Source organism: Mycobacterium ostraviense (assembly GCF_002705925.1).
GTDB lineage: Bacteria > Actinomycetota > Actinomycetes > Mycobacteriales > Mycobacteriaceae > Mycobacterium > Mycobacterium ostraviense.
On sequence record NZ_NKRE01000001.1, the window covers coordinates 1495238 to 1516685 of the forward strand.

The following is a 21448-nucleotide window of genomic DNA, read 5'->3' on the forward strand; positions in this document are numbered from 1 at the left end:
TGCCCACCACCGTGGCCGCCGTCGCAATATTGCGCACCCCCTGCGCACTAGCCAACACCCCAGCATTGCGATCCCCCACCACCGTGGCCGCCGTCGCGACATTGGTATCACCGTCGGCGCTGGCTGCGACTCCGCTGTTGGCATCACCCACGGCGGTGCCGAGGGTGGCGATATTCGTGCTGCCGACAGCGTCAGCTGCCACCGCGTTGTTGTCACCGACGACCGTGGCTAGCGTGGCGATATTGATGTCGCCATTGGAGGTGGCGGCGGCGCCGGTGTTGGCGTTGCCGACGACAGTGGCGAGCGTGGCGTAATTGGCAGTGTCGTTGGAGCTGGCCAGAACTCCGCTGTTGTGGTCGCCGACCACGGTCGCAAGAGTCGCGATATTGGCAGCGCCATTGGCCTCGGCTGTAAGCGCGTTACTGTTGCCAACCGCGGTGCCGAAAGTGGCGATATTGCCAGCGCCGTCGGTCTTGGCCTCGACTGCGGTGTTGTCATTGCCGACTGCGGTGGCGGCCGTGGCGTAATTGGCAGTGCCGTTCGCACTGGCCAGGACGCCGCTGTTGTGGTCGCCTACCACTGTCGCAAGAGTCGATATGTTGCCATCACCGACAGCCTCGGCGGTCAGCGCGTTGTCGTCGCCGACCACGGTCGCGAAGGTGGCGATATTGCCCCGGTCGCTGGCGCTGGCCAGGACCGCACCGTTGTCATTACCGATAGCGGTAGCGAAAGTGACGATGTTGTTGTCTCCCAGGGCTTTAGCGGTTACCCCATTGCTGTCGCCGAAAGCGCTGGCAAATGTGGCGATATTGCCCCCGCCGTTGGCACTGGCTTCGACACCGTTGCTGGCGGTACCGAAGAGGGTGGCGGCGGTGCCGACGGTGGCGATATTGCCCCGGCCGTTGGCGTTGGCTGCGACTGAATTGTCGCCGTTGCCAAAGATAGTGAGAGAGTTGGCCATCGTGGCGATATTGGCATCGCCACTCGCCGTGGCTTGCACCCCATCGTTGCCGTTGCCGAAAACTCCTGCGAGAGTGGCGATGTTGTTGTTCCCAGCGGCGCCGGCTTCCACCTGTTGGTTGGCGCTGCCGACGACGGTGGCGAAGGTGGCGATGTTACCTCCGCCGCTGGCATTGGCTTCCACGCCGTTGTTGGCGTTGCCGACGAAGCTGGCGTTGGTGGCGAACGTGGCGATGTTGCCGGTGCCGACTGCGCTCGCTTGGATCGCGTTGTTGGCGTTGCCGACGAAGCTGGCGTTGGTGGCAAAAGTCGCGATATTGCCGGTGCCGGTGGCGCTGGACGCCACTCCCGTGTTGGCGTTGCCGAAGACGGTGCCAAAGGTTGCGATGTTGCCCTGTCCGTCGGTGCTCGCGGTGATCCCGTCGTTCGCGTTACCGAAAGCCGTTGCAAATGTTGCGATATTACCGGTACCACTGGCGCTGGCTTCCAGGTTTTGGTTGCCGTTGCCGATAATGTTGATGTCGGTGGCAAAGGTTGCGATGTTGAGGTCGCCAGCAGCCTTTGCCTTGACGCCGTCGTTTCCGAGGCTTATCAGGCCGGTCGTGGTGGCGAAGGTAGCGATGTTGGTGTTGCCGACGGCTTCTGCGGTGATGCCGCTGTTGGCGTTGCCCGCGACGGTGGCAAAGGTGGCGATATTGGTATCACCGCTCGCGCTGGCCGTCACCTCATGATTGCCGTTGAATATGGCAGTGCTCAAGGTGGCGATATTGAGATGGCCTGCGGTGTCGGCGGTGACGTCATGGTTGCCGTTGCCGACGGCGCTGGCGAAGGTAGCGATGTTGGTGTCGCCGTTGGCGCTCGCGGCGACCTCGTTCCCGCCGCCGACTGCAGTGCCGAAGGTGGCGATGTTGAGGCGGCCGACGGCATCGGCGCCAGCCCCATAGTTGCCGCTGCCGACCACGGTCGCGAAGGTGGCGATGTTGGTATCGCCATCGGTGCTGGCTGCGACGCCGCTGTTGGCGTTGCCGATTACGTTGCTGAACGTGGCGATGTTGGTGTTGCCGACGGCGTCGGCTGCCACCACGTTGTTGTCGGCGCCGATAGCGTTGGCCATCGTTGCGATGTTGAGGTTGCCATCAGCACCGGCCAACACCCCGCCGTTGTTGTCGCCGAGCACGGTAGCGACGGTGGCGATATTGGTCTGGCCGGCGACACTGGCTTGAACGCCGTTGTTGTTATTTCCCAACACGGTAGCAATGGTTCCGACGTTGGCGTTCGCGACTGCACCACTTCCGTTGGCACCGGCGGTAACCATGCCGTTGTTGCTACCGAGCACAGTGGCGAAGGTGCCGATGTTGGTGTTCGCGACTGCGTCATTTCCATTGGCACCCACGGTAACTGTGCTGTTGTGGTTCCCGACGACGGTGGCAAAGTTGGCGATGTTCGTTCGGGCTACAGAGCCCGTGCCGTTGGCGCCGACTCCAACCGGGCTGTTGTAGTTGCCGAGCACTGTTGCAGCGTTGAAGTACCCGCCGCCGGCGCGGGCTGCGTTGTTGTCCCCGAAAACCCAAGCGCCGTTGCCTATACCGTCAACCGCACCGGCCTGGTTGTTGTTACCCAGAATCCCGGCGAAGTTCACAGTGCCACCGGCGCCGGTGCTATTGCCGCTACCGAGCGTAAGAGCCCCTGTGACCACGCCGACGACATCGGCTACGTTGTCGTTACCGAAAACCCAAGCCCGGTTACCGCCACCGTCAACCACACCAACCTGATTGCCATTACCGACAAGCCCAGCGAAATTCACATAACCACCGGTGCTGGCACTGTTGCCGCTACCCAAAGCCGAAGCCCCAGTAAGCAAACCACCCACCTGCGCCACATTGTCGTTACCGAAAACCCAAGCCCGGTTACCGCCACCGTCAACCACACCAACCTGATTGCCATTACCGACAAGCCCAGCGAAATTCACATAACCACCGGTGCTGGCACTGTTGCCGCTACCCAAAGCCGAAGCCCCAGTAAGCAAACCACCCACCTGCGCCACATTGTCGTTACCGAAAACCCAAGCCCGGTTACCGCCATCAACCACACCAACCTGATTGCCATTACCGACAAGCCCAGCGAAATTCACATAACCACCGGTGCTGGCACTGTTGCCGCTACCAAAGGCCGAAGCCACGGTAAGCAAGCCGCCGGCCTGTGTGGTGCTAGTGTCGCCCACGGCCAACGCTGTGTTGAGAATGCCGCTGCTGCTGGCGCCAGTGGCGCTGCCCAGGGCCCAGGCCCCGTCGAGCAACCCGGCAGCACTGGCAGAACTATTCGGGCCGAGTGCCACCGCCAGCCCACCGAAAGTTGAGTTCGCGTGCGCTGTGCCCAACTGCACAAGTTGCAGACCGCTGAACGACACACTGACATCCAAAGCATTGAGGGATTCAGCCTGGGCGGCCACGTTGACGGCCGCGATCGAACTGCTCGCATTCGCCTGAAGCGTTTGCAGCACTCCTTGCCACGGCACCAGCTGAGCGGCCACTATCGAAACCCCGGCGTGGTAGCCCGACAGAGCTGCCACATCCTGGGCCCACATCTGTTCGTAGTGCGCTTCGGTGGCGGCGATCGCCGGAGCATTCAGACCCAACAGGTTCGACATCGCGAGCATGACGAGCTGATTCCGGTTTGTCGCCACCACCGCCGGATGCACCATCCCCGCTAGCGCATCCTCGAACACCGTCGCCGCTGCACCGGCCTGGACGGACGCACCCTGGGCCCCGGCGGCGGCGGCGTTCAGCCAGCTCGCGTATGGGGCGGCGGCACTCGCCATCGCCGCCGCCGCCCAGCCCTGCCAGGAGTCGCCGACCAACGCCGAGGTCACCGACTCGAATGACGCTGCCGCCGAGGTTAATTCATCGGCCAGCCGCTGCCATGACGCCGCCGCCTGCAGCATCGGCGCTGACCCGGGACCGGCATAAATCTGCGCCGAGTTGATCTCCGGGGGCAAAACCGAAAAGTTCATCGCACTCTTTCCTCTCCGAGCTGGCCCAGTCGACTTCAGAAGTTGCTACCAAAGAAGCCGGCCCAACCGGTACCGATATTGAAGCCCCCGGAGTTGCTGCTGCCGAAATTACCAATACCCGAATTGAATCCGCTGGCAACTTCGTTGATGTTTCCGAAGCCGGAATTATTGTCTCCAGTGTTGAAGAACCCGACATTATAAAAACCCGTGTTCCCGAAGCCGGAGTCGTTGTTGGAACCCGTGTTTCCAATTCCGGAGTGCTGCGTCCCTTGATTCCCGATGCCGGCATTGTTTTGGCCGGGGCCGCCTGCGACACCCGCGTTGCCGTAGCCCGAGTTGTTATCACCGAAGTTGTTGAAGCCAGAGTTGCCGGTGCCGGTATTGCCAAACCCCGAGTTGGCAACTGTCTGAATGATCGAACTGCCGAAACCGGTATTCAGCGTTCCGGAGTTCAAAGCGCCGGTATTGGTATGGCCCGAATTCCACAATCCGGTATTGACGGAGCCTGCGTTGAAGCTCCCGGTGTTCACGTCGCCTGCGTTGAAGCTCCCGAAGTTGCCGTCGCCCGAGTTGTAGTCGCCCGTGCCGCCGGAGCCCGCGTTGAACCATCCGGTGTTATGGCTGCCCGCGTTGAAAGCGCCGGCATTGCCGGTACCAGCGTTAGCGAAGCCGGTGTCGTAGGATCCGGAATTCCAGAAGCCGGTGCTCGTCGCACCCGAGTTACCAAATCCGGTGCTACCCACCCCGGAGTTCCAACCGCCCCAGTTTCCCAACCCCGAGTTCAACCAACCCAGGTTATTGCTGCCAGAGTTGAAAATGCCGGTGTTACCGTTACCCGAATTGAACAAGCCGACGTTCCCGGAGCCGGAGTTCAGGCCGCCGAAGCCAATTTGATTGTCACCGGTGAGACCGATACCGATATTGTTGTTACCCGTATTAGCAAAGCCGATGTTGAAGTTACCGGTGTTTCCGAGGCCGACGTTGAGATTGCCACTGTTCCCGCTGCCCAAATTCCCGCCGCCGTTGTTTCCACTGCCGAAGTTATCGCTGCCGGCATTGCCGAAGCCAAGGTTACCGCTGCCAATATTGCCACTGCCCAAGTTATTGCTGCCGACGTTCCCGTGCCCGAAGTTCGCGTTCCCGTTGTTGCCGCTGCCCAGGTTGTTGTTGCCGGCGTTGCCGCTGCCGAAGTTGAGGCTGCCGGCATTGCCGCTGCCAAGGTTGATGTTGCCGGTGTTGCCGCTGCCAAAATTGACGTTGCCGTTGTTGCCGCTACCCAGGTTGACGTTACCGTTGTTGCCGCTGCCCAGATTCAAATCGCCGGTATTGCCGGAACCGAAGTTTCCATTGCCGGTATTGCCGAAACCGAGGTTGGGCAGCGAGATATTGGTGCCGGCGGCCGCACTCGACGCGGCCGAGATGGCGCGCGCCACCGGCCCTCCTCCGGAGGCCGACATGTCCGGCGCACCCGGCTGGCCCGATGCGGCGGAAATGCCTTGCAGCCCAGCACCCCACGGCGACAGCGCGGCCGCCGCGGCCGACGTGTCAGCGTGATAACTGAGCATCGCGGCCACGTCCTGCGCCCACATCTGCTCGTATTGGGCCTCGGCTGAGGCAATCGCCGGCGCGTTCAAGCCAAACACATTCGATGCCACCAGCTGCACGAACCGATTACGGTTGATCGCCACCATCAGTGGATGCACTGTGGCCGCGCGCGCCGCGTCAAACGCACTGGCCACCGCTCGAGCCTGAGCTGCCGCCCCTGAAGCGTGACCCGCCGCGGCACTCAACCATCGGGCGTAAGGCGCCGCGGCGGCCGCCATCGCCGCTGACGCCGGCCCCCGCCAAGAGCCTTCGACCAACCCCGACGTCACCGACGAAAACGACGACGCCGCACCGGCGAGCTCGCCGGCCAGTCCATCCCAGGCCGAAGCCGCAGCCAGCATCGGTTGCGGACCGGCGCCGGCGAAAATCCGCAACGAATTGATCTCCGGCGGCAACACCGAAAAATTCATCACCCTAGCCCTTCCGCAGCCGACCTGCCCCGACCGACGGGCCCGCGATTACGGGCCAGAGCAACCGTTACACCGGCCCACCCAGTCTGTCAGCGGTTCGGGCGAATTGCTCTAGGCTAGGAGGTCCTCGACCGCATCCCGGTTACGGCTGCCACGCCCGGGTTCCGCCGTCGCGGCAGCGCCCTGGTTGCCGACGGGTTGGCAGCGCGATTCGGCGAATCAGGCGGCCTCGACGACCCGGCGACTTCACACCGGGCCACCCACCGAGCCCGTGCGTATCGTCGAACCCGACCCTGACGAACAACGGGCACCTGACAGCCGCAGCGATGCCTCGGTCGGCGCCGGCGCGCCGGGCGGCGCTGACATGCGTATCGCCGCCCGGCTCACACTGGTACGACACCGATTGGCCGACGCACACGCGGATACGACGACGAATAGGAATTATGCTCATGCCCTCTTCCACCACCGAGGCCATTGCCGAAGTGGCCGACCGGTTGTTCACTGCCATCGAAAACAGCGACCGGGCGGCGGTTGCCCGCATGTGGAGCGACGACATCGCAGTGTGGCGCGCGGGCGCCCATCGCGACGACGACAAGGCCCGCGCACTGCGGGTGATCGATTGGTTCGTCTCGGCAACCACGAAGCGTCGCTATGAGGTTCTGGACCGCCAGATTTTCGAGCACGGGTCGGGTAGGGGCTTCGTCCAACAGCACGTGCTGCATGCGGCCGGCCAGACCGGACAGTCGATCGCGCTGCGGGTTTGTATCGTGATCAAGCTGGACGCCGAAGGTTTGATAAACCGGATCGACGAGTACTTCGACCCGGCCGAACAATTCGCAACCCTTGCTCGGCTGAGGCCCGTTGCGTCGCCGCCGGCTAGAGACTTGCGACCGGCTCCTCCGCTTGCGGGTACACCACAAAGATCCGACAACAACCGGATGGGCTCCACGCCCGATAGACAGTGAGGCAGGACGATGACGACGCTCGAAACGCTACTCAGCGATCCCGATGCCGCCGGGGCATGGAATCTTGTTCCGGATCACTCGGCGGTCACCTTCAAAATCAAGAACATGTGGGGCCTGCTCGCGGTCAAGGGCGAATTCACCAAGTTCACCGGCCGCGGCAACTTGACCGACCAGGGCGCGGTTTCCGGTTATCTCGAGGTCGACGTCGCCTCGCTGCGCACCGGTATCCGCCTGCGCGACAAGCATTTACTCTCGGCCGACTTCTTCGACGTCGAACGCTTCCCAGAAATCCGGGTTGTGGTTACCGCGCTGCACCCGACCAAGGGCAAACACGCCGAACTGCAGGCCAGCTTCACCATCAAAGGCATCACGGACCCGGTAACCCTGCCGGTCACGGTCACCGAGTTCAGCGACGGCTCGGTGCGCATAGCCGGCGAAACCGAGATCGACCGAACTCAGTTCGGCTTGGGCTGGAACAAGTTCGGCATCGTGGCTAAGTCAGCGACCGCAGCGGGCGAGGTCTGTTTCGTGAAAGCGCCGTAGCAGAACGAAGTCCGTTCAGCCACCGCGCATTTGAATTCCCGGCTCTTGCTTGACCCGAGGTCGCAGCTTCCCCTTTTCGGCCTCCGGCCGTAGCGAAGCCGCCTTTTCCTCCGCCTCCGAAGCCTGGTCCTGCTTGTTGGCTGACAGGTGCGACACATCGGCGGTCCGTGACGGCCGTAGCGCCGACTCGGGAATTCCCGAACCCGTCGACTGCGTCACCCGCGCTACCGGTACCGGGGCCGCTTTCGCCGCAATCTCCGGATCCGCGTTCGGCAATACCCCCAGCTGAGGAGCCGCAGCTTCGACTTCGGCCGCCGGAGGAGCCGCTGCTTCCGGTACCCGAGTTGGTGCGCCATTTCCAGCGCTTCCCGCACCAACGCCAATGCCGGCGGACCCGGTCTGATTGCTGCCGGTGACCGGGACCGGGATCGGAACGCCCATCATCCCGGGAGCGGCGACGCCGCCGTTTGCGCTGGTAGCACCGCCACTCAGGAGACTTGCAGTGCCGACATTGCCGCTGCCGGCAATCCCCTGACCTACGTTGCTATACATCGGGCCGGCCTGCGATAACCCGGCGCTGGGGCCGCCGTTGACGACGTTGTTCGTCTCCCCACCGACCGGGCCGCCGCTCGCGTCGCCGGCGTTACCGCCGCCGGCGACGTTCGCAGCCTCCCCGTTGCCGCCGACATTGGTAGTACCCGCGGCTCCACTGCCTGCGCTTGTGCCCGCGGCGCCGGCGCTGCCCATACCCGGAAGGCCCTTCAGGATGCTCTGCCACGGCAGCAACCGTGAGGCGAGCGCCGCGGCGCCGGAGTAGTAGCCCGACATCGCAGACACATCCGCAGCCCACATCTCCTCGTAAATGCTCTCCGCGAACGCTATCGCCGGCGCATTCTGGCCGAACAAATTCGACATCACCAACTGCACGAATGCGTCGCGATTGGCAGCCACGGCCGCCGGAAGCACCGTCGCTGCCTGGGCTGCCTCGAACATGCTGGCCATGGCACTGGCTTGCCCCGCGGCTCCGGCGGACTGCGCCGCGGCCGCACTCAGCCAGGCCGCGTACGGAGCTGCGGCAGCCGCCATCGCCGCCGCCGCCGGACCCTGCCAAGCCTGACCCGCCAAGGACGACGTCACCGAGGCGAAGGATTGGGCCGCGGCCCCTAACTCGTCGGCAAGTCCCGCCCACGCGGTCGCTGCCTGCAACATGGGCGCTGAACCCGCGCCAATGAACATTCGTAAAGAGTTGATCTCCGGCGGCAGCACCCAAAAGCTCACTGCACCAGTCCTCCAGAATCGCCTGCCGGGTTCCCACCCGATCTGCACACAGCGTAACGACAAATAGCCGCCGATTCGCCGCTTAGCCCCGCATTCATCATTTTCGCTCCCACGCCCGACTTCACGGGCGCTCCCCCACTGCGCCAGACGCTACCCCGAACCGGGACCAGTTGGTATCAACCAGCGCGCACCAGGCCGACGGCCGCTCGTCAGGAGCAATGCCGGCGGGTTCACCACAGCGGACAGGACGGTGAAACCGCCCGTCTTGCGGCGCCGTGACACCCGGTATTGACAACTATGGTTGACAGAAGCTCTAATTTACGTGCGATACGGCATTTGTGCGATTCGTGCCGGGGATGCGCACTCCCGCTGTATCTGACAATCGGTGCGCTAACTTAAGGATGGACTTCCGCCGGTTTCTGGTGTGCGATATGGTATGCGCGACATTGGCCGTCGGCATTTTCTTCTACTCAGCTATCTCGGCGCCGGAGGGATCAGCGGGTTGATTCGTCAGTCGGAGTTGGGCGGGGACTGTGATTTTGCCGGTGGCGGCGACCGGAGCCGGATCGTATTACCGCTTCTGGAAGCGCCGGCGCCGGCAATCGAGCCCGCACCGGCCTGGATTACAAGGAAGTCGCAATGAGTCGGCGGCCCGGTGAGACCACCCTGTTTCTGCGCGAATTCTGGAAAAAGTTCGAGACGACCGGATCAATCGCACCGAGTACCCGCTACCTGGCCCGGGGCATCACCCGCCACCTCCGCCGCCGGGGGCCGGCACCCATTCGCGTTTTGGACTGCGGACCAGGCACAGGCGTGTTCACCGAGCAAATCGTCGACCACCTGCGGCCAGGTGACACATTGGACGTGGTGGAGATCAATGGTTGCTTTGTCCGCGTGTTGCAGAAACGTTTTGCCACTGAACCACGCTGGCAGGCGATCAGCGATTTCGTGAATATCTACGAGCTGCCGTTCCAGAATTTCGTTGCGCCGGCGCCATACGATTTCATCGTTTCAAGCCTGCCGCACAGCAACTTTCTCCCAGCCGTCGTAGCGGAGATCCTCCACTCCTACACCCGGCTGCTCAGGCCGGGAGGCGTACTCAGCTACTTCGAATACCTGTACCTGAGGCAAATCCGCAGCAGCCTGGCACGCGGGTCCCGGCGCGATCGCATCCGAAGTGTCGAGCAGCTCATGCTGTCGCACATGAGCAAGCACCAGGTCACACACGAAAGCATTCTCATGAACGTTCCGCCGGCCCGGGTACACCATCTGACCGCGCCGGCCGACGACGCCCGCAAAATCGGGTATTTGCTGGATCGCGCCCGGTCGGCGTAGGACCTCGGTGTCCGGGCACCGCCGCGCCGGCGACCACGACGGTGCACCGATCACCCGAGCCTGCCGCGTCAGGATCGTCGCGACGCCCGCCGTGAGAAAGACGGCGGACTGGCACCAGTACCATTTTCACCGTGCCCGACTCCAGCGACGCCCTGCGGATCCTCGTCTATAGCAACAATGTCCAGACCCGCCAACAGGTGATGCGTGCGCTGGGCAAACGGCTGCATCCTGATCTGCCGGAATTGACTTATGTCGAAACAGCGACGGCTCCGATGGTGATACAGCGCATGGACGAAGGCGGCATCGACTTGGCCATCCTCGACGGCGAAGCGACACCCGCCGGCGGCATGGGAATCGCCAAGCAGCTCAAAGACGAACTCTCGACGTGCCCGCCGATTCTGGTGCTCACTGGGCGGCCGGATGACTCCTGGCTGGCCAGCTGGTCACGGGCCGAGGCCGCGGTACCGCATCCGATCGACCCGATCGTGCTCGGCCGCACGGCGCTCGGCCTGTTGCGTGCACCCGCGCTCTGACCGCCGCGCGCACCAACCCAATCGCCCACAAGGCTTCCCGGCCACCCCGACTTCGACCCGACGCGCGAGGCACCCCAACGCCTCTGTAGCCGCGGATCTGCAGGTGCCCGCGAGGTTGACCCCGGGCATGGGCCCTCGCCGTAGCGCGACTATGTTGAAGGTCACTGCGACGGTCCACAAGCCCGGCCCGTCACAGCAGCCCGGTCACCGCCCGGCCGCCATGTTGGCGGCCCGTACGACGGATCAGGGAGCGACGTGAACGTCTACATACCCATCCTGGTGCTGGCGGCGCTTGCCGCCGCCTTCGCCGTGTTCTCGGTTGTGATCGCGAGCCTGGCCGGCCCGTCGCGCTTCAACCGGTCGAAGCTCGCCGCCTACGAATGCGGGATTGAACCGACAGACAGCTCGGTGAGCGGCCCGCGCGCGACGGCCGGGCAGCGGTTCCCGATCAAGTACTACCTGACCGCAATGTTGTTCATCGTCTTCGACATCGAGATCGTGTTCCTGTATCCGTGGGCGGTCAGTTTCGACGCGCTGGGCACCTTCGCGCTGGTCGAGATGCTGATATTCATGCTCACGGTGTTCGTTGCCTACGCCTACGTGTGGCGCCGCGGGGGCCTGACGTGGGATTGAGGGCTGAGATGGGTTTGAGATGGGTTTGAGATGGGATTGAGGTAGGGCGTGGGACTGGAAGAACAGCTACCAGGCGGGATCCTGCTGTCGACAGTCGAGAAGGTGGCGGGCTACGTCCGCAAAAACTCGCTGTGGCCGGCGACGTTCGGCTTGGCGTGCTGCGCGATAGAAATGATGGCGACCGCCGGACCGAGGTTCGATCTGGCCCGCTTCGGGATGGAGCGATTCTCGGCGACGCCGCGGCAAGCGGATCTGATGATCGTGGCGGGGCGGGTCAGCCAGAAGATGGCGCCGGTGCTGCGCCAGATCTACGACCAGATGGCCGAGCCGAAATGGGTTCTAGCCATGGGGGTCTGCGCGTCGTCCGGCGGGATGTTCAACAACTACGCGATCGTCCAGGGTGTGGACCACGTTGTTCCCGTCGACATCTACCTGCCGGGGTGTCCGCCGCGTCCCGAGATGCTCCTGCACGCAATCCTCAAGCTGCACGAGAAGATTCAGGAAATGCCGTTGGGTGTCAACCGGGAACGTGCCATCGCCGAGGCCGAGGAGGCGGCGCTGCTGGCCAGGCCCACCATCGAGATGCGTGGACTGCTGCGATGAGCTCCCCAGACCAAGACCCGCGGGAAGCTGCCGCTACCGCAGACGACGAGGTGATCGACGTTCGCCGCGGGATGTTCGGCGTCAGCGGCACCGGTGACACGTCCGGATACGGGCGGCTGGTGCGTCAGGTCACGTTGCCGGGCAGCAGCCCTCGGCCGTATGGCGGCTATTTCGACGACATCGCCGACCGCCTGGCCGAAGCACTGCAGCGCGAGGGTGTCGAATTCGAGGACGCCATAGAGAAAGTCGTGGTGTACCCGCCGGGCAAGGGGGCCGAACTGACCCTGCACGTCCGCCGCGAACGGCTGCCACAAGTCGCCCAACGCCTGCGCGACGAGCCGGAATTGCGGTTCGAAATGTGCCTGGGCGTCAATGGAGTGCACTACCCGCACGAGACCGGCCGGGAACTGCACGCCGTCTACCCCCTGCAGTCGATCACCCACAACCGTCGTCTCCGGCTGGAAGTGTCTGTGCCCGATAGTGATCCGCATATCCCGTCGCTGTATTCGGTCTATCCGACCAACGACTGGCATGAGCGCGAGACGTATGACTTCTTCGGGATCATCTTCGCCGGGCATCCGTCACTGACCCGCATCGAGATGCCCGACGACTGGCACGGACATCCGCAGCGCAAGGACTACCCACTCGGTGGCATCCCGGTCGAATACAAGGGCGCGCAGATACCCCCGCCCGACGAACGTAGGGGCTACAACTAAATGATCGAAAAAGACCAAAAATGAGCGAAACCGAAACAATCCTGGTCGCCGGCGGCCAGGACTGGCAGGACATCGTCGACGCCGCCCGCAATGCGGACCCCGGCGAACGCATCGTCGTCAACATGGGACCCCAGCACCCGTCCACCCACGGGGTGTTGCGGCTGATCCTCGAGATCGAGGGCGAAACGATCATCGAGACCCGCTGCGGAATCGGCTATCTGCACACCGGTATCGAGAAAAACCTCGAATACCGGTACTGGACGCAGGGCGTCACCTTCGTGACCCGAATGGATTACCTGTCACCGTTTTTCAACGAAACGGCGTACTGCCTGGGTGTGGAGAAGCTGCTCGGTATCACCGAGCAGATACCGGAGCGGGTCAACGTCATCCGGGTGCTGCTGATGGAGCTCAACCGCATCTCGTCGCACCTGGTCGCATTGGCGACCGGCGGCATGGAACTGGGCGCGATGACCGCCATGTTCATCGGCTTTCGCGCGCGCGAAATCATCCTCAACGTGTTCGAGTCAATCACCGGATTGCGGATGAACCACGCCTACATCCGCCCCGGCGGCCTGGCGCAGGATCTGCCGCCCAACGCGGCCAGCGACATCGCGGAAGCCCTCAAGCAGTTGCGGCAGCCACTGCGTGAGTTGGGTGATCTGCTCAACGAAAACGCCATCTGGAAAGCCCGCACCCAGGGCATCGGATATCTCGACCTCGCCGGATGCATGGCGCTGGGCATCACCGGCCCGATCCTGCGTTCCACCGGATTACCGCACGACCTACGCAAGAGCGAACCTTACTGTGGGTACGAAAACTACGAATTCGACGTGATCACCGATGACGCGTGTGATGCCTACGGGCGCTACATGATTCGGGTCAAAGAGATGTGGGAGTCGGTGAAGATCGTCGAGCAGTGCCTGGACAAGCTGCGGCCGGGCCCCACCATGATCGCGGACCGCAAGATCGCCTGGCCCGCCGACCTGAAGGTCGGCCCGGACGGGATGGGCAACTCGGAAGAGCACATCGCCAAGATCATGGGCAGCTCGATGGAGGCGCTGATCCACCACTTCAAGTTGGTGACCGAGGGCATTCGGGTGCCGCCGGGCCAGGTTTACGTGGCGGTGGAATCGCCGCGCGGTGAGCTCGGCGTGCACATGGTCAGCGACGGCGGTACCCGCCCCTACCGGGTGCACTACCGGGATCCGTCGTTCACCAACCTGCAGGCGGTCGCAGCGATGTGTGAGGGCGGGATGGTCGCCGACCTGATCACCGCCGTCGCCAGCATCGACCCGGTGATGGGCGGGGTGGATCGATGACCGGACCGCAGGGGCAGCCGGTGTTCCTCCGGCTTGGTCCGCCGCCCGAAGAGCCCAACCAATTCGTCGTCGAAGGTGCGCCACAGTCGTATCCACCCGAGGTGCAAGCGCGGCTGGAGGTCGACGCCAAAGAGATCATCGGCCGCTACCCCAACAAGCGTTCCGCGCTGCTGCCGCTGCTGCACCTGGTGCAAGGTGAGGACTCCTACCTGACACCGGCGGGCCTGGAGTTCTGCGCAAATCAGTTGGGGCTGACCGGGGCCGAGGTCTCGGCGGTGGCCAGCTTCTACACCATGTACCGGCGCGGCCCCACCGGCGACTACCTGGTGGGCGTGTGCACCAACACGCTGTGCGCCGTCATGGGCGGCGACGCCATCTTCGAGGACCTCAAAGACCATCTCGGCATCGGCAACGACGAGACCACCGCCGACGGGTCGATCACCCTGCAACACATCGAATGCAACGCCGCCTGCGACTACGCCCCGGTGGTCATGGTCAATTGGGAATTTTTCGACAACCAGACACCGGAGTCGGCACGCGAGCTCGTCGACTCGCTGCGTTCCGGCACACCGAAGGCGCCTACCCGGGGCGCTCCGCTGTGCGCCTTCCGCGAGACGTCGCGCATCCTGGCAGGCTTGCCCGACCCGCGTCCGGATCAGGGCCAGGGCGGTGCCGGCGCCGCCACGCTGGCCGGCCTGCGGGTGGCGAAGGAGAACGACATGCAGGCGCCACCCGGGCCCGAAACCGCCCCGGAAGGCCAGTGATGACCTCGCAGGCAACCCCGTTGACCCCGGTGATCAGCCGCTACTGGGACGACCCCGAATCATGGGCCATGGCGACGTATCAGCGTCATGACGGCTACCAGGCGATGAAGAAGGCCCTGGCCATGGACCCCGACGACGTGATCGCGACCGTCAAGGACTCCGGGTTGCGCGGGCGCGGCGGTGCCGGCTTCGCCACCGGGACGAAATGGTCGTTCATCCCCCAAGGAGACAAGGGTCCGGCCGCCAAGCCGCACTACCTGGTGGTCAACGCCGACGAGTCCGAACCCGGCACGTGCAAGGACATTCCGTTGATGCTGGCGACACCGCATGTGCTCGTCGAAGGCATCATCATCGCCGCGTACGCGATCCGGGCCCACCACGCCTTCATCTATGTGCGCGGCGAAGTGCTGCCGGTGCTGCGCCGGCTGCAGAACGCGGTGGCCGAGGCGTACGCCGCCGGTTACCTGGGCCGCAACATCGCCGGGTCGGGTTTCGACCTGGAGCTGGTGGTGCACGCCGGCGCGGGCGCTTACATCTGCGGCGAGGAGACTGCGCTGCTCGATTCGCTGGAAGGCCGCCGCGGCCAGCCGCGGCTCCGGCCGCCCTTTCCCGCCGTTGCGGGGCTCTACGGCTGCCCGACGGTGATCAACAACGTCGAGACCATCGCCAGCGTCCCGGCGATCATCCTCAACGGCGTCGACTGGTTCCGGTCGATGGGCAGCGAGAAATCGCCTGGCTTCACGCTGTATTCGTTGTCCGGGCACGTCACCCGTCCCGGGCAGTACGAGGCGCCACTGGGTATCACGTTGCGCGAGTTGCTCGATTACGCCGGCGGGGTGCGTGCCGGACACCGGCTGAAATTCTGGACGCCGGGCGGGTCCTCCACACCGTTACTCACCGACGAGCACCTCGACGTGCCATTGGATTACGAGGGTGTGGGCGCTGTCGGATCGATGCTGGGCACCAAGGCGCTGGAGATCTTCGACGAGACCACCTGCGTGGTGCGTGCGGTGCGGCGCTGGACCGAGTTCTACAAACACGAATCATGTGGGAAATGCACACCGTGCCGCGAAGGGACGTTCTGGCTGGATAAGATCTACGAGCGGCTGGAAACCGGACGGGGCACCCACGAGGACATCGACAAACTGCTCGACATCTCGGACTCGATTTTGGGAAAGGCGTTCTGCGCGTTGGGCGATGGCGCCGCAAGCCCGGTGATGTCATCCATCAAGTACTTCCGCGACGAGTACGTCGCGCATGTCGAAGGCGGCGGATGCCCGTTCGACCCCAGGGAATCCATGCTCATGGCGAACGGAGACAAGGCGTGACCCAAACGGCCGACACCGAAAACCGGGTGGCCCAGCCGGAGATGGTGACGCTGACCATCGACGGAAACGAAATAAGCGTCCCCAAAGGAACTTTGGTGATCCGCGCGGCCGAGCTGATGGGCATCCAGATCCCGCGGTTCTGCGACCACCCGCTGCTCGACCCGGTCGGAGCGTGCCGCCAATGTCTGGTCGAGGTCGAGGGACAACGCAAGCCGCTGGCGTCGTGCACCACGGTCTGCACCGACGACATGGTGGTCCGCACCCAGCTCACCTCGGAAGCCGCCGACAAAGCCCAGCATGGCGTCATGGAGCTGCTGCTGATCAACCATCCGCTGGACTGCCCGATGTGCGACAAGGGCGGCGAATGTCCGCTGCAGAACCAAGCCATGTCCAACGGCCGGCCCGACTCCCGCTTCACCGACGTCAAACGTACGTTCGCCAAGCCGATCAATATCTCCGCACAGGTATTGCTGGACCGGGAGCGCTGCATCCTGTGCGCGCGCTGCACCCGGTTCTCCGAACAGATCGCCGGCGATCCGTTCATCGACATGCAGGAGCGCGGCGCGTTGCAGCAGGTCGGCATCTATACAGGCGAACCGTTCGACTCCTATTTCTCGGGCAACACGGTGCAGATCTGCCCGGTCGGCGCGCTGACCGGGACTGCCTACCGATTCCGGGCGCGTCCGTTCGACTTGGTCTCCAGCCCCAGCGTCTGTGAACACTGCGCGTCGGGCTGTGCCCAACGCACCGACCACCGCCGCGGCAAGGTGCTGCGCCGCCTCGCCGGCGACGACCCGGAAGTCAACGAGGAGTGGAACTGCGACAAGGGCCGGTGGGCCTTCACCTACGCGACCCAGCCGGACGTCCTCACCACTCCCCTGATCCGGAATGCCGACGGCGAGCTGGTGCCCGCGTCGTGGTCGCACGCCATGGTGGCCGCGGCCCAAGGACTCGAAGCGGCCCGCGGTCGCACCGGTGTGCTGGTCGGCGGCCGAGTCACCTGGGAAGACGCCTACGCCTACGCCAAGTTCGCACGAATTGTGTTGGACACCAACGACGTCGACTTCAGGGCCCGGCCGCACTCGGCCGAGGAGGCCGACTTCCTGGCGGCCCGCGTCGCGGGCAGAGTCCGAATGTCCGCCTCCTCATCGGGCCGCGAAACGGCCCGCATTGTCGGCGGAGGCGAATTCACCGTCAGCTACGCCGACCTGGAATCGGCGCCGGTGGTGCTGCTCGTCGGGTTCGAACCCGAAGACGAGTCCCCGATCGTCTTCTTGCGGTTACGCAAGGCAGCCCGCAAACACAAGGTTCCGGTGTACGCGATCGCCCCATTCGCCACCCGCGGTCTGCAGAAAATGTCCGGCACGCTGATCAAAACCGTTCCCGGCGAGGAGCCCGCGGCCCTGGATGGGCTGGCCACCGGTGAAGCGGGCGATCTGCTGGCCACACCGGGCGCGGTCATCATGGTTGGGGAACGCTTGGCCACGGTGGCCGGTGGATTGTCCGCCGTGACACGGCTGGCCGACTCCACCGGAGCTCGGCTGGCCTGGGTGCCGCGCCGCGCCGGGGAACGGGGCGCGCTGGAAGCCGGCGCGCTGCCGGGACTGCTGCCCGGTGGCCGTCCGCTGGCCGACGAGACCGCCCGATCGCAGGTCCGAGACGCCTGGCATGTGGCCGAATTGCCTTCGGCCCCAGGGCGTGACGCCGACGGGATGCTGGCCGCCGCAGCCGACGGCACGCTGGGCGCGTTGCTGGTCGGTGGTGTCGAACCCGGCGACTTCGCCGATCCGGACGCGGTGCTTGCCGCACTGGACTCCGCCGGGTTCGTGGTCAGTTTGGAATTGCGGTGCAGCGCCGTCACCGAGCGCGCCGACGTGGTGTTCCCGGTGGCCCCGACGGCGCAGAAGGCCGGCGCCTTCGTCAACTGGGAGGGCCGCTACCGCGGGTTCAAACCCGCGCTGCAGGGCACCATTGCGCAAGCCGGCCAGTCGGATCACCGGGTGCTCGACACGCTGGCCGACGAGATGGGCGTCTATCTGGGCGTGTCCGACGTCGAGGCGGCCCGCGCCGAGCTTGCCGCGCTGGGCACCTGGGACGGCAAACACGCCGCCGGCCCGCATGTTGCCGCGCCCGGGCCCGCCCAACCGAGCACTGGCGAGGCGGTGCTGACCGGTTGGCGGATGCTGTTGGACGCGGGCCGGCTGCAGGACGGCGAACCGCATCTGGCCGGCACGGCGCGCCCGCCGGCGGTGCGGCTGTCGGCCGACACCGCAGCCGAGATCGGCGCCGCCGACGGCGACGATGTCACCGTCAGCACGTCGCGTGGATCGATCACCGTGCCGCTGTGCGTCACCGACATGCCTGATCGGGTGGTGTGGCTTCCGCTGAACTCTTCCGGTTCGGCGGTATACCGGCAGCTGGGCGGGAGTCTGGGCAGCGTCGTGCGAATTGGAGTGAGCGAATGACCCGCGCCGGCGACGACCCAGAACGAAGTGATGTGGAGGAGCGGTGCCGATGACCATCTTCGGGCACGACGTCTGGTGGCTGGTCGTCGCCAAGGCGATCGCCATCTTCGCCTTCCTCATGCTGACGGTGCTGGTGGCGATCCTGGCCGAGCGCAAGCTGCTGGGCCGGATGCAACTGCGCCCCGGCCCCAACCGGGTCGGGCCGCACGGCGCGTTGCAAAGTCTTGCCGACGGAATCAAACTGGCGCTCAAGGAAAGCATCACTCCCGGCGGCATCGACAAGTTCGTTTATTTTCTGGCCCCGATCATCTCGGTGATTCCCGCGTTCACGGCATTTGCGTTCATCCCGTTCGGCCCCGAAGTGTCGGTGTTCGGCCACCGGACGCCGCTGCAACTGACCGATCTGCCGGTCGCGGTGCTGTTCATCCTGGCCATGTCGGCGGTCGGGGTATACGGGATCGTGCTCGGCGGTTGGGCGTCGGGGTCCACCTATCCGCTACTCGGCGGGGTGCGCTCGACCGCGCAGGTGATCTCCTACGAGGTCGCGATGGGGTTGTCGTTCGCGACCGTGTTCCTCTACGCCGGCACCATGTCGACATCACAGATCATCGCCGCACAAGACCGGGTCTGGTACGTCTTCTTGTTGCTGCCGTCGTTCGTGATCTACCTCATCTCCATGGTGGGCGAGACCAACCGGGCGCCGTTCGACCTGCCCGAAGCAGAGGGTGAGCTAGTCGCCGGTTTCCACACCGAGTACTCGTCGCTGAAGTTCGCGATGTTCATGCTCGCCGAATACGTCAACATGACAACGGTTTCCGCGCTGGCCGCGACGATGTTCCTGGGCGGCTGGCATGCTCCCTGGCCGCTGAACATGTGGGCCGGAGCCAACACCGGCTGGTGGCCGCTGCTGTGGTTCACCGCCAAGGTGTGGGGCTTCTTATTCATCTATTTCTGGCTGCGGGCCACGTTGCCGCGGCTTCGCTACGACCAATTCATGGCGCTGGGCTGGAAATTGCTGATTCCCGTCTCGCTGCTGTGGACCATGGTCGCCGCCGTCATCCGCGCGCTGCGCAACCAGGGATACCAGTATTGGACGGCGACGTTGGTGGTCAGCAGCCTCGTCGTCACCACGGGCCTGGTGATGTCGCTACGAAGCCCGGGCTCTCGGCTGAAGCGCCGCCGGCAGCGCGCCGAAAGCGTGGCCGAGCGCGGCGCCGCCGAGCCGGTATTCCCGACACCGCCGCTGCCCATGAAACCACTGGCCCAGCCAGTTGGTGCGAGCAAGGAGAACACGCGTGGCTAAGTCTGATCGTCCGACTTCTCCTCGGGCCGGCTCCGGCCCGCATCGTCGTCGGACCCGGTTCATGGACGCCGTAGCCGGATTCGGCGTGACCCTCGGCTCGATGTTCAAAAAGACCGTCACCGAGGAGTATCCGGAAAAGCCCGGTCCGGTGGCACCGCGTTACCACGGCCGCCATCAACTCAACCGGTACCCCGACGGCTTGGAGAAATGCATCGGCTGCGAGTTGTGCGCCTGGGCGTGCCCGGCCGACGCGATCTACGTCGAGGGTGCCGACAACACCGAAGAGGCTCGGTATTCCCCCGGCGAGCGTTACGGCCGGGTCTACCAGATCAACTACCTGCGGTGCATCGGTTGCGGTCTGTGCATCGAGGCGTGCCCCACCCGGGCGCTGACCATGACCAACGACTACGAGATGGCCGACGACAACCGCGCCGACCTGATTTACGAGAAGGACCGGCTGCTGGCTCCGCTGCTGCCCGAGATGACCGCGCCACCGCACCCCAGGGCTGCGGGCGCCACCGACAAAGACTACTACCTGGGCAACGTGACCCCACAGGGCTTACGTGAGCCGCAGCAGGCCGGAGATTCCCGGTGACCGCATTACTGGCCGCTAATTTGGCGCAGGACACCATCGTTCGGACCTCCACCGGTGAAGCGGTGACGTTCTGGATCCTGGGCGCGCTGGCGCTGATCGGCGCGCTCGGGGTGGTGCTGGCCGCCAACGCGGTGTACTCGGCGATGTTCTTGGCGATGACGATGATCATCCTGGCGGTGTTCTACATGGTCCAGGACGCGCTGTTTCTGGGCGTCGTTCAAGTCGTGGTCTACACCGGCGCGGTGATGATGCTGTTCTTGTTCGTGCTGATGCTGATCGGCGTGGACTCCGCGGAATCGCTGAAGGAGACCCTGCGCGGACAGCGGGTCGCCGCGGTGGCCACCGGGATCGGGTTCGGCATCCTGCTGGTCGGCGGCATCGGCAACGTGGCGGCCGGCGGCTTCGCCGGACTGACCGCCGCCAACGCCAACGGCAACGTCGAAGGCTTGGCGGCGCTGATCTTCTTTCGCTACCTCTGGGCTTTCGAGCTGACCAGCGCGCTGTTGATCACCGCCGCCATCGGGGCGATGGTGCTCGCCCACCGAGAGCGCTTCGAACGTCGCAAGACCCAGCGAGAACTCTCGCAGGAGCGCTTCCGGCCCGGCGGGCACCCCACCCCGCTGCCCAACCCGGGCGTCTACGCCCGCCGCAACGCGGTCGATGCGGCAGCGCTGCTGCCCGACGGCACGTACTCGGAGCTGTCGGTCTCCCCGATATTGCGCGGCCGCGGCGCGGACGGCACCGCGACCCCCTCCGCCGACACGGTCAAAGGAGGTACGTCGTGAACCCGGCCAATTACCTTTACCTTTCGGCGCTGCTGTTCACCATCGGCGCCTCCGGTGTGCTGCTGCGACGCAACGCGATTGTCATGTTCATGTGCGTCGAGCTGATGCTCAACGCGGTCAATCTGGCGTTCGTCACGTTCGCGCGGATGCACGGCCATCTCGACGGACAGATGATCGCGTTCTTCACCATGGTAGTGGCCGCCTGTGAAGTCGTCGTCGGCCTGGCCATCATCATGACAATTTTCCGGGCCCGCAAATCGGCGTCGGTCGACGACGCGAACCTACTCAAAGGCTGAGA

General features: G+C 64.7%; 17 protein-coding genes and 1 pseudogene. 15 read left to right on the top strand and 3 right to left on the bottom strand.

Translation table 11 applies throughout. From position 1 onward, the window contains the following. Window positions 1-3970, bottom strand: a 3970-nt coding sequence (locus tag CDN38_RS30465; protein ID WP_244307463.1) for a PPE domain-containing protein, incomplete at its 3' end; no start/stop codon positions are given. A gap of 35 nt (window positions 3971-4005) precedes the next feature. Continuing rightward, a complete protein-coding gene (locus tag CDN38_RS06730) occupies window positions 4006-5985 on the bottom strand; it encodes a PPE family protein (protein WP_099318868.1) in 1980 nt (659 codons plus the stop codon). 449 nt (window positions 5986-6434) lie between these two features. Between CDN38_RS06730 and CDN38_RS06735 the strand changes: the two are divergent. Continuing rightward, window positions 6435-6812 (top strand): annotated as a pseudogene (locus CDN38_RS06735) (nuclear transport factor 2 family protein); the annotation flags it as partial. Window positions 6813-6959: 147 nt separating this feature from the next. Further along, window positions 6960-7493: a YceI family protein gene (locus tag CDN38_RS06740; protein WP_075511164.1), complete on the top strand. Its 534-nt coding sequence runs from the start codon at window positions 6960-6962 to the stop codon at window positions 7491-7493. A 15-nt stretch (window positions 7494-7508) separates the two neighbouring features. On the opposite strand, the gene CDN38_RS06745 is transcribed toward CDN38_RS06740, so the two are convergent. Beyond that, entirely contained in the window at window positions 7509-8771 is a 1263-nt protein-coding gene (locus tag CDN38_RS06745; RefSeq protein WP_075511163.1) for a PPE family protein, read from the bottom strand. 639 nt (window positions 8772-9410) lie between these two features. Here CDN38_RS06745 and CDN38_RS06750 point away from each other — a divergent pair. From CDN38_RS06750 to nuoK, 13 genes are all read left to right on the top strand, one after another. Further along, window positions 9411-10106 (top strand): class I SAM-dependent methyltransferase, encoded by a 696-nt coding sequence (locus tag CDN38_RS06750; RefSeq protein WP_075511162.1) that lies wholly within the window; start codon window positions 9411-9413, stop codon window positions 10104-10106. A 131-nt stretch (window positions 10107-10237) separates the two neighbouring features. After that, complete coding sequence (locus CDN38_RS06755; protein WP_075511161.1) at window positions 10238-10639, top strand: Rv3143 family two-component system response regulator; 402 nt, start codon at window positions 10238-10240, stop codon at window positions 10637-10639. Window positions 10640-10894: 255 nt separating this feature from the next. Next, a complete protein-coding gene (locus tag CDN38_RS06760; RefSeq protein ID WP_075511160.1) occupies window positions 10895-11272 on the top strand; it encodes an NADH-quinone oxidoreductase subunit A in 378 nt (125 codons plus the stop codon). 48 nt (window positions 11273-11320) lie between these two features. After that, a complete protein-coding gene (locus CDN38_RS06765; RefSeq protein ID WP_023371908.1) occupies window positions 11321-11875 on the top strand; it encodes a NuoB/complex I 20 kDa subunit family protein in 555 nt (184 codons plus the stop codon). Next, complete coding sequence (locus CDN38_RS06770; RefSeq protein WP_075511159.1) at window positions 11872-12591, top strand: NADH-quinone oxidoreductase subunit C; 720 nt, start codon at window positions 11872-11874, stop codon at window positions 12589-12591. Before CDN38_RS06765 ends, CDN38_RS06770 begins: the two co-directional genes overlap by 4 nt. A 20-nt stretch (window positions 12592-12611) precedes the next feature. Then, window positions 12612-13910 carry an NADH dehydrogenase (quinone) subunit D gene (nuoD, locus tag CDN38_RS06775; protein ID WP_075511158.1) on the top strand — a complete coding sequence of 433 codons (1299 nt, stop codon included), beginning with the start codon at window positions 12612-12614 and terminating at the stop codon, window positions 13908-13910. Then, window positions 13907-14674: an NADH-quinone oxidoreductase subunit NuoE gene (gene nuoE, locus CDN38_RS06780; protein ID WP_075511157.1), complete on the top strand. Its 768-nt coding sequence runs from the start codon at window positions 13907-13909 to the stop codon at window positions 14672-14674. The genes nuoD and nuoE overlap by 4 nt, the downstream gene beginning before the upstream one ends. Further along, entirely contained in the window at window positions 14674-16002 is a 1329-nt protein-coding gene (gene nuoF, locus CDN38_RS06785) for an NADH-quinone oxidoreductase subunit NuoF (RefSeq protein WP_075511156.1), read from the top strand. Before nuoE ends, nuoF begins: the two co-directional genes overlap by 1 nt. Beyond that, window positions 15999-18467, top strand: a complete 2469-nt coding sequence (locus CDN38_RS06790) for an NADH-quinone oxidoreductase subunit G (RefSeq protein WP_075511155.1) — start codon at window positions 15999-16001, stop codon at window positions 18465-18467. Before nuoF ends, CDN38_RS06790 begins: the two co-directional genes overlap by 4 nt. 49 nt (window positions 18468-18516) lie before the next feature. After that, window positions 18517-19770 (top strand): NADH-quinone oxidoreductase subunit NuoH, encoded by a 1254-nt coding sequence (gene nuoH, locus CDN38_RS06795; RefSeq protein WP_075511199.1) that lies wholly within the window; start codon window positions 18517-18519, stop codon window positions 19768-19770. After that, window positions 19763-20365 carry an NADH-quinone oxidoreductase subunit NuoI gene (nuoI, locus tag CDN38_RS06800; RefSeq protein ID WP_267888283.1) on the top strand — a complete coding sequence of 201 codons (603 nt, stop codon included), beginning with the start codon at window positions 19763-19765 and terminating at the stop codon, window positions 20363-20365. The genes nuoH and nuoI overlap by 8 nt, the downstream gene beginning before the upstream one ends. A gap of 8 nt (window positions 20366-20373) precedes the next feature. Continuing rightward, the gene (locus CDN38_RS06805) at window positions 20374-21150 is read left to right on the top strand and encodes an NADH-quinone oxidoreductase subunit J (protein WP_099319343.1); all 777 of its coding nucleotides are present in this window, start codon (window positions 20374-20376) and stop codon (window positions 21148-21150) included. Then, on the top strand, window positions 21147-21446 hold the full coding sequence (gene nuoK, locus CDN38_RS06810; RefSeq protein WP_007168303.1) for an NADH-quinone oxidoreductase subunit NuoK: 300 nt from the start codon (window positions 21147-21149) through the stop codon (window positions 21444-21446). The genes CDN38_RS06805 and nuoK overlap by 4 nt, the downstream gene beginning before the upstream one ends. The last annotated feature ends 2 nt before the right edge of the window (window positions 21447-21448 follow it).

Coding starts and splice junctions, on each gene's coding strand:
- CDN38_RS06730 (WP_099318868.1), bottom strand. CDS start 5,985: ATGAATTTTTCGGTGTTGCCGCCGGAGATCAATTCGTTGCGGATTTTC.
- CDN38_RS06740 (WP_075511164.1), top strand. CDS start 6,960: ATGACGACGCTCGAAACGCTACTCAGCGATCCCGATGCCGCCGGGGCA.
- CDN38_RS06750 (WP_075511162.1), top strand. CDS start 9,411: ATGAGTCGGCGGCCCGGTGAGACCACCCTGTTTCTGCGCGAATTCTGG.
- CDN38_RS06770 (WP_075511159.1), top strand. CDS start 11,872: ATGAGCTCCCCAGACCAAGACCCGCGGGAAGCTGCCGCTACCGCAGAC.
- nuoD (WP_075511158.1), top strand. CDS start 12,612: ATGAGCGAAACCGAAACAATCCTGGTCGCCGGCGGCCAGGACTGGCAG.
- nuoE (WP_075511157.1), top strand. CDS start 13,907: ATGACCGGACCGCAGGGGCAGCCGGTGTTCCTCCGGCTTGGTCCGCCG.
- nuoF (WP_075511156.1), top strand. CDS start 14,674: ATGACCTCGCAGGCAACCCCGTTGACCCCGGTGATCAGCCGCTACTGG.
- nuoH (WP_075511199.1), top strand. CDS start 18,517: ATGACCATCTTCGGGCACGACGTCTGGTGGCTGGTCGTCGCCAAGGCG.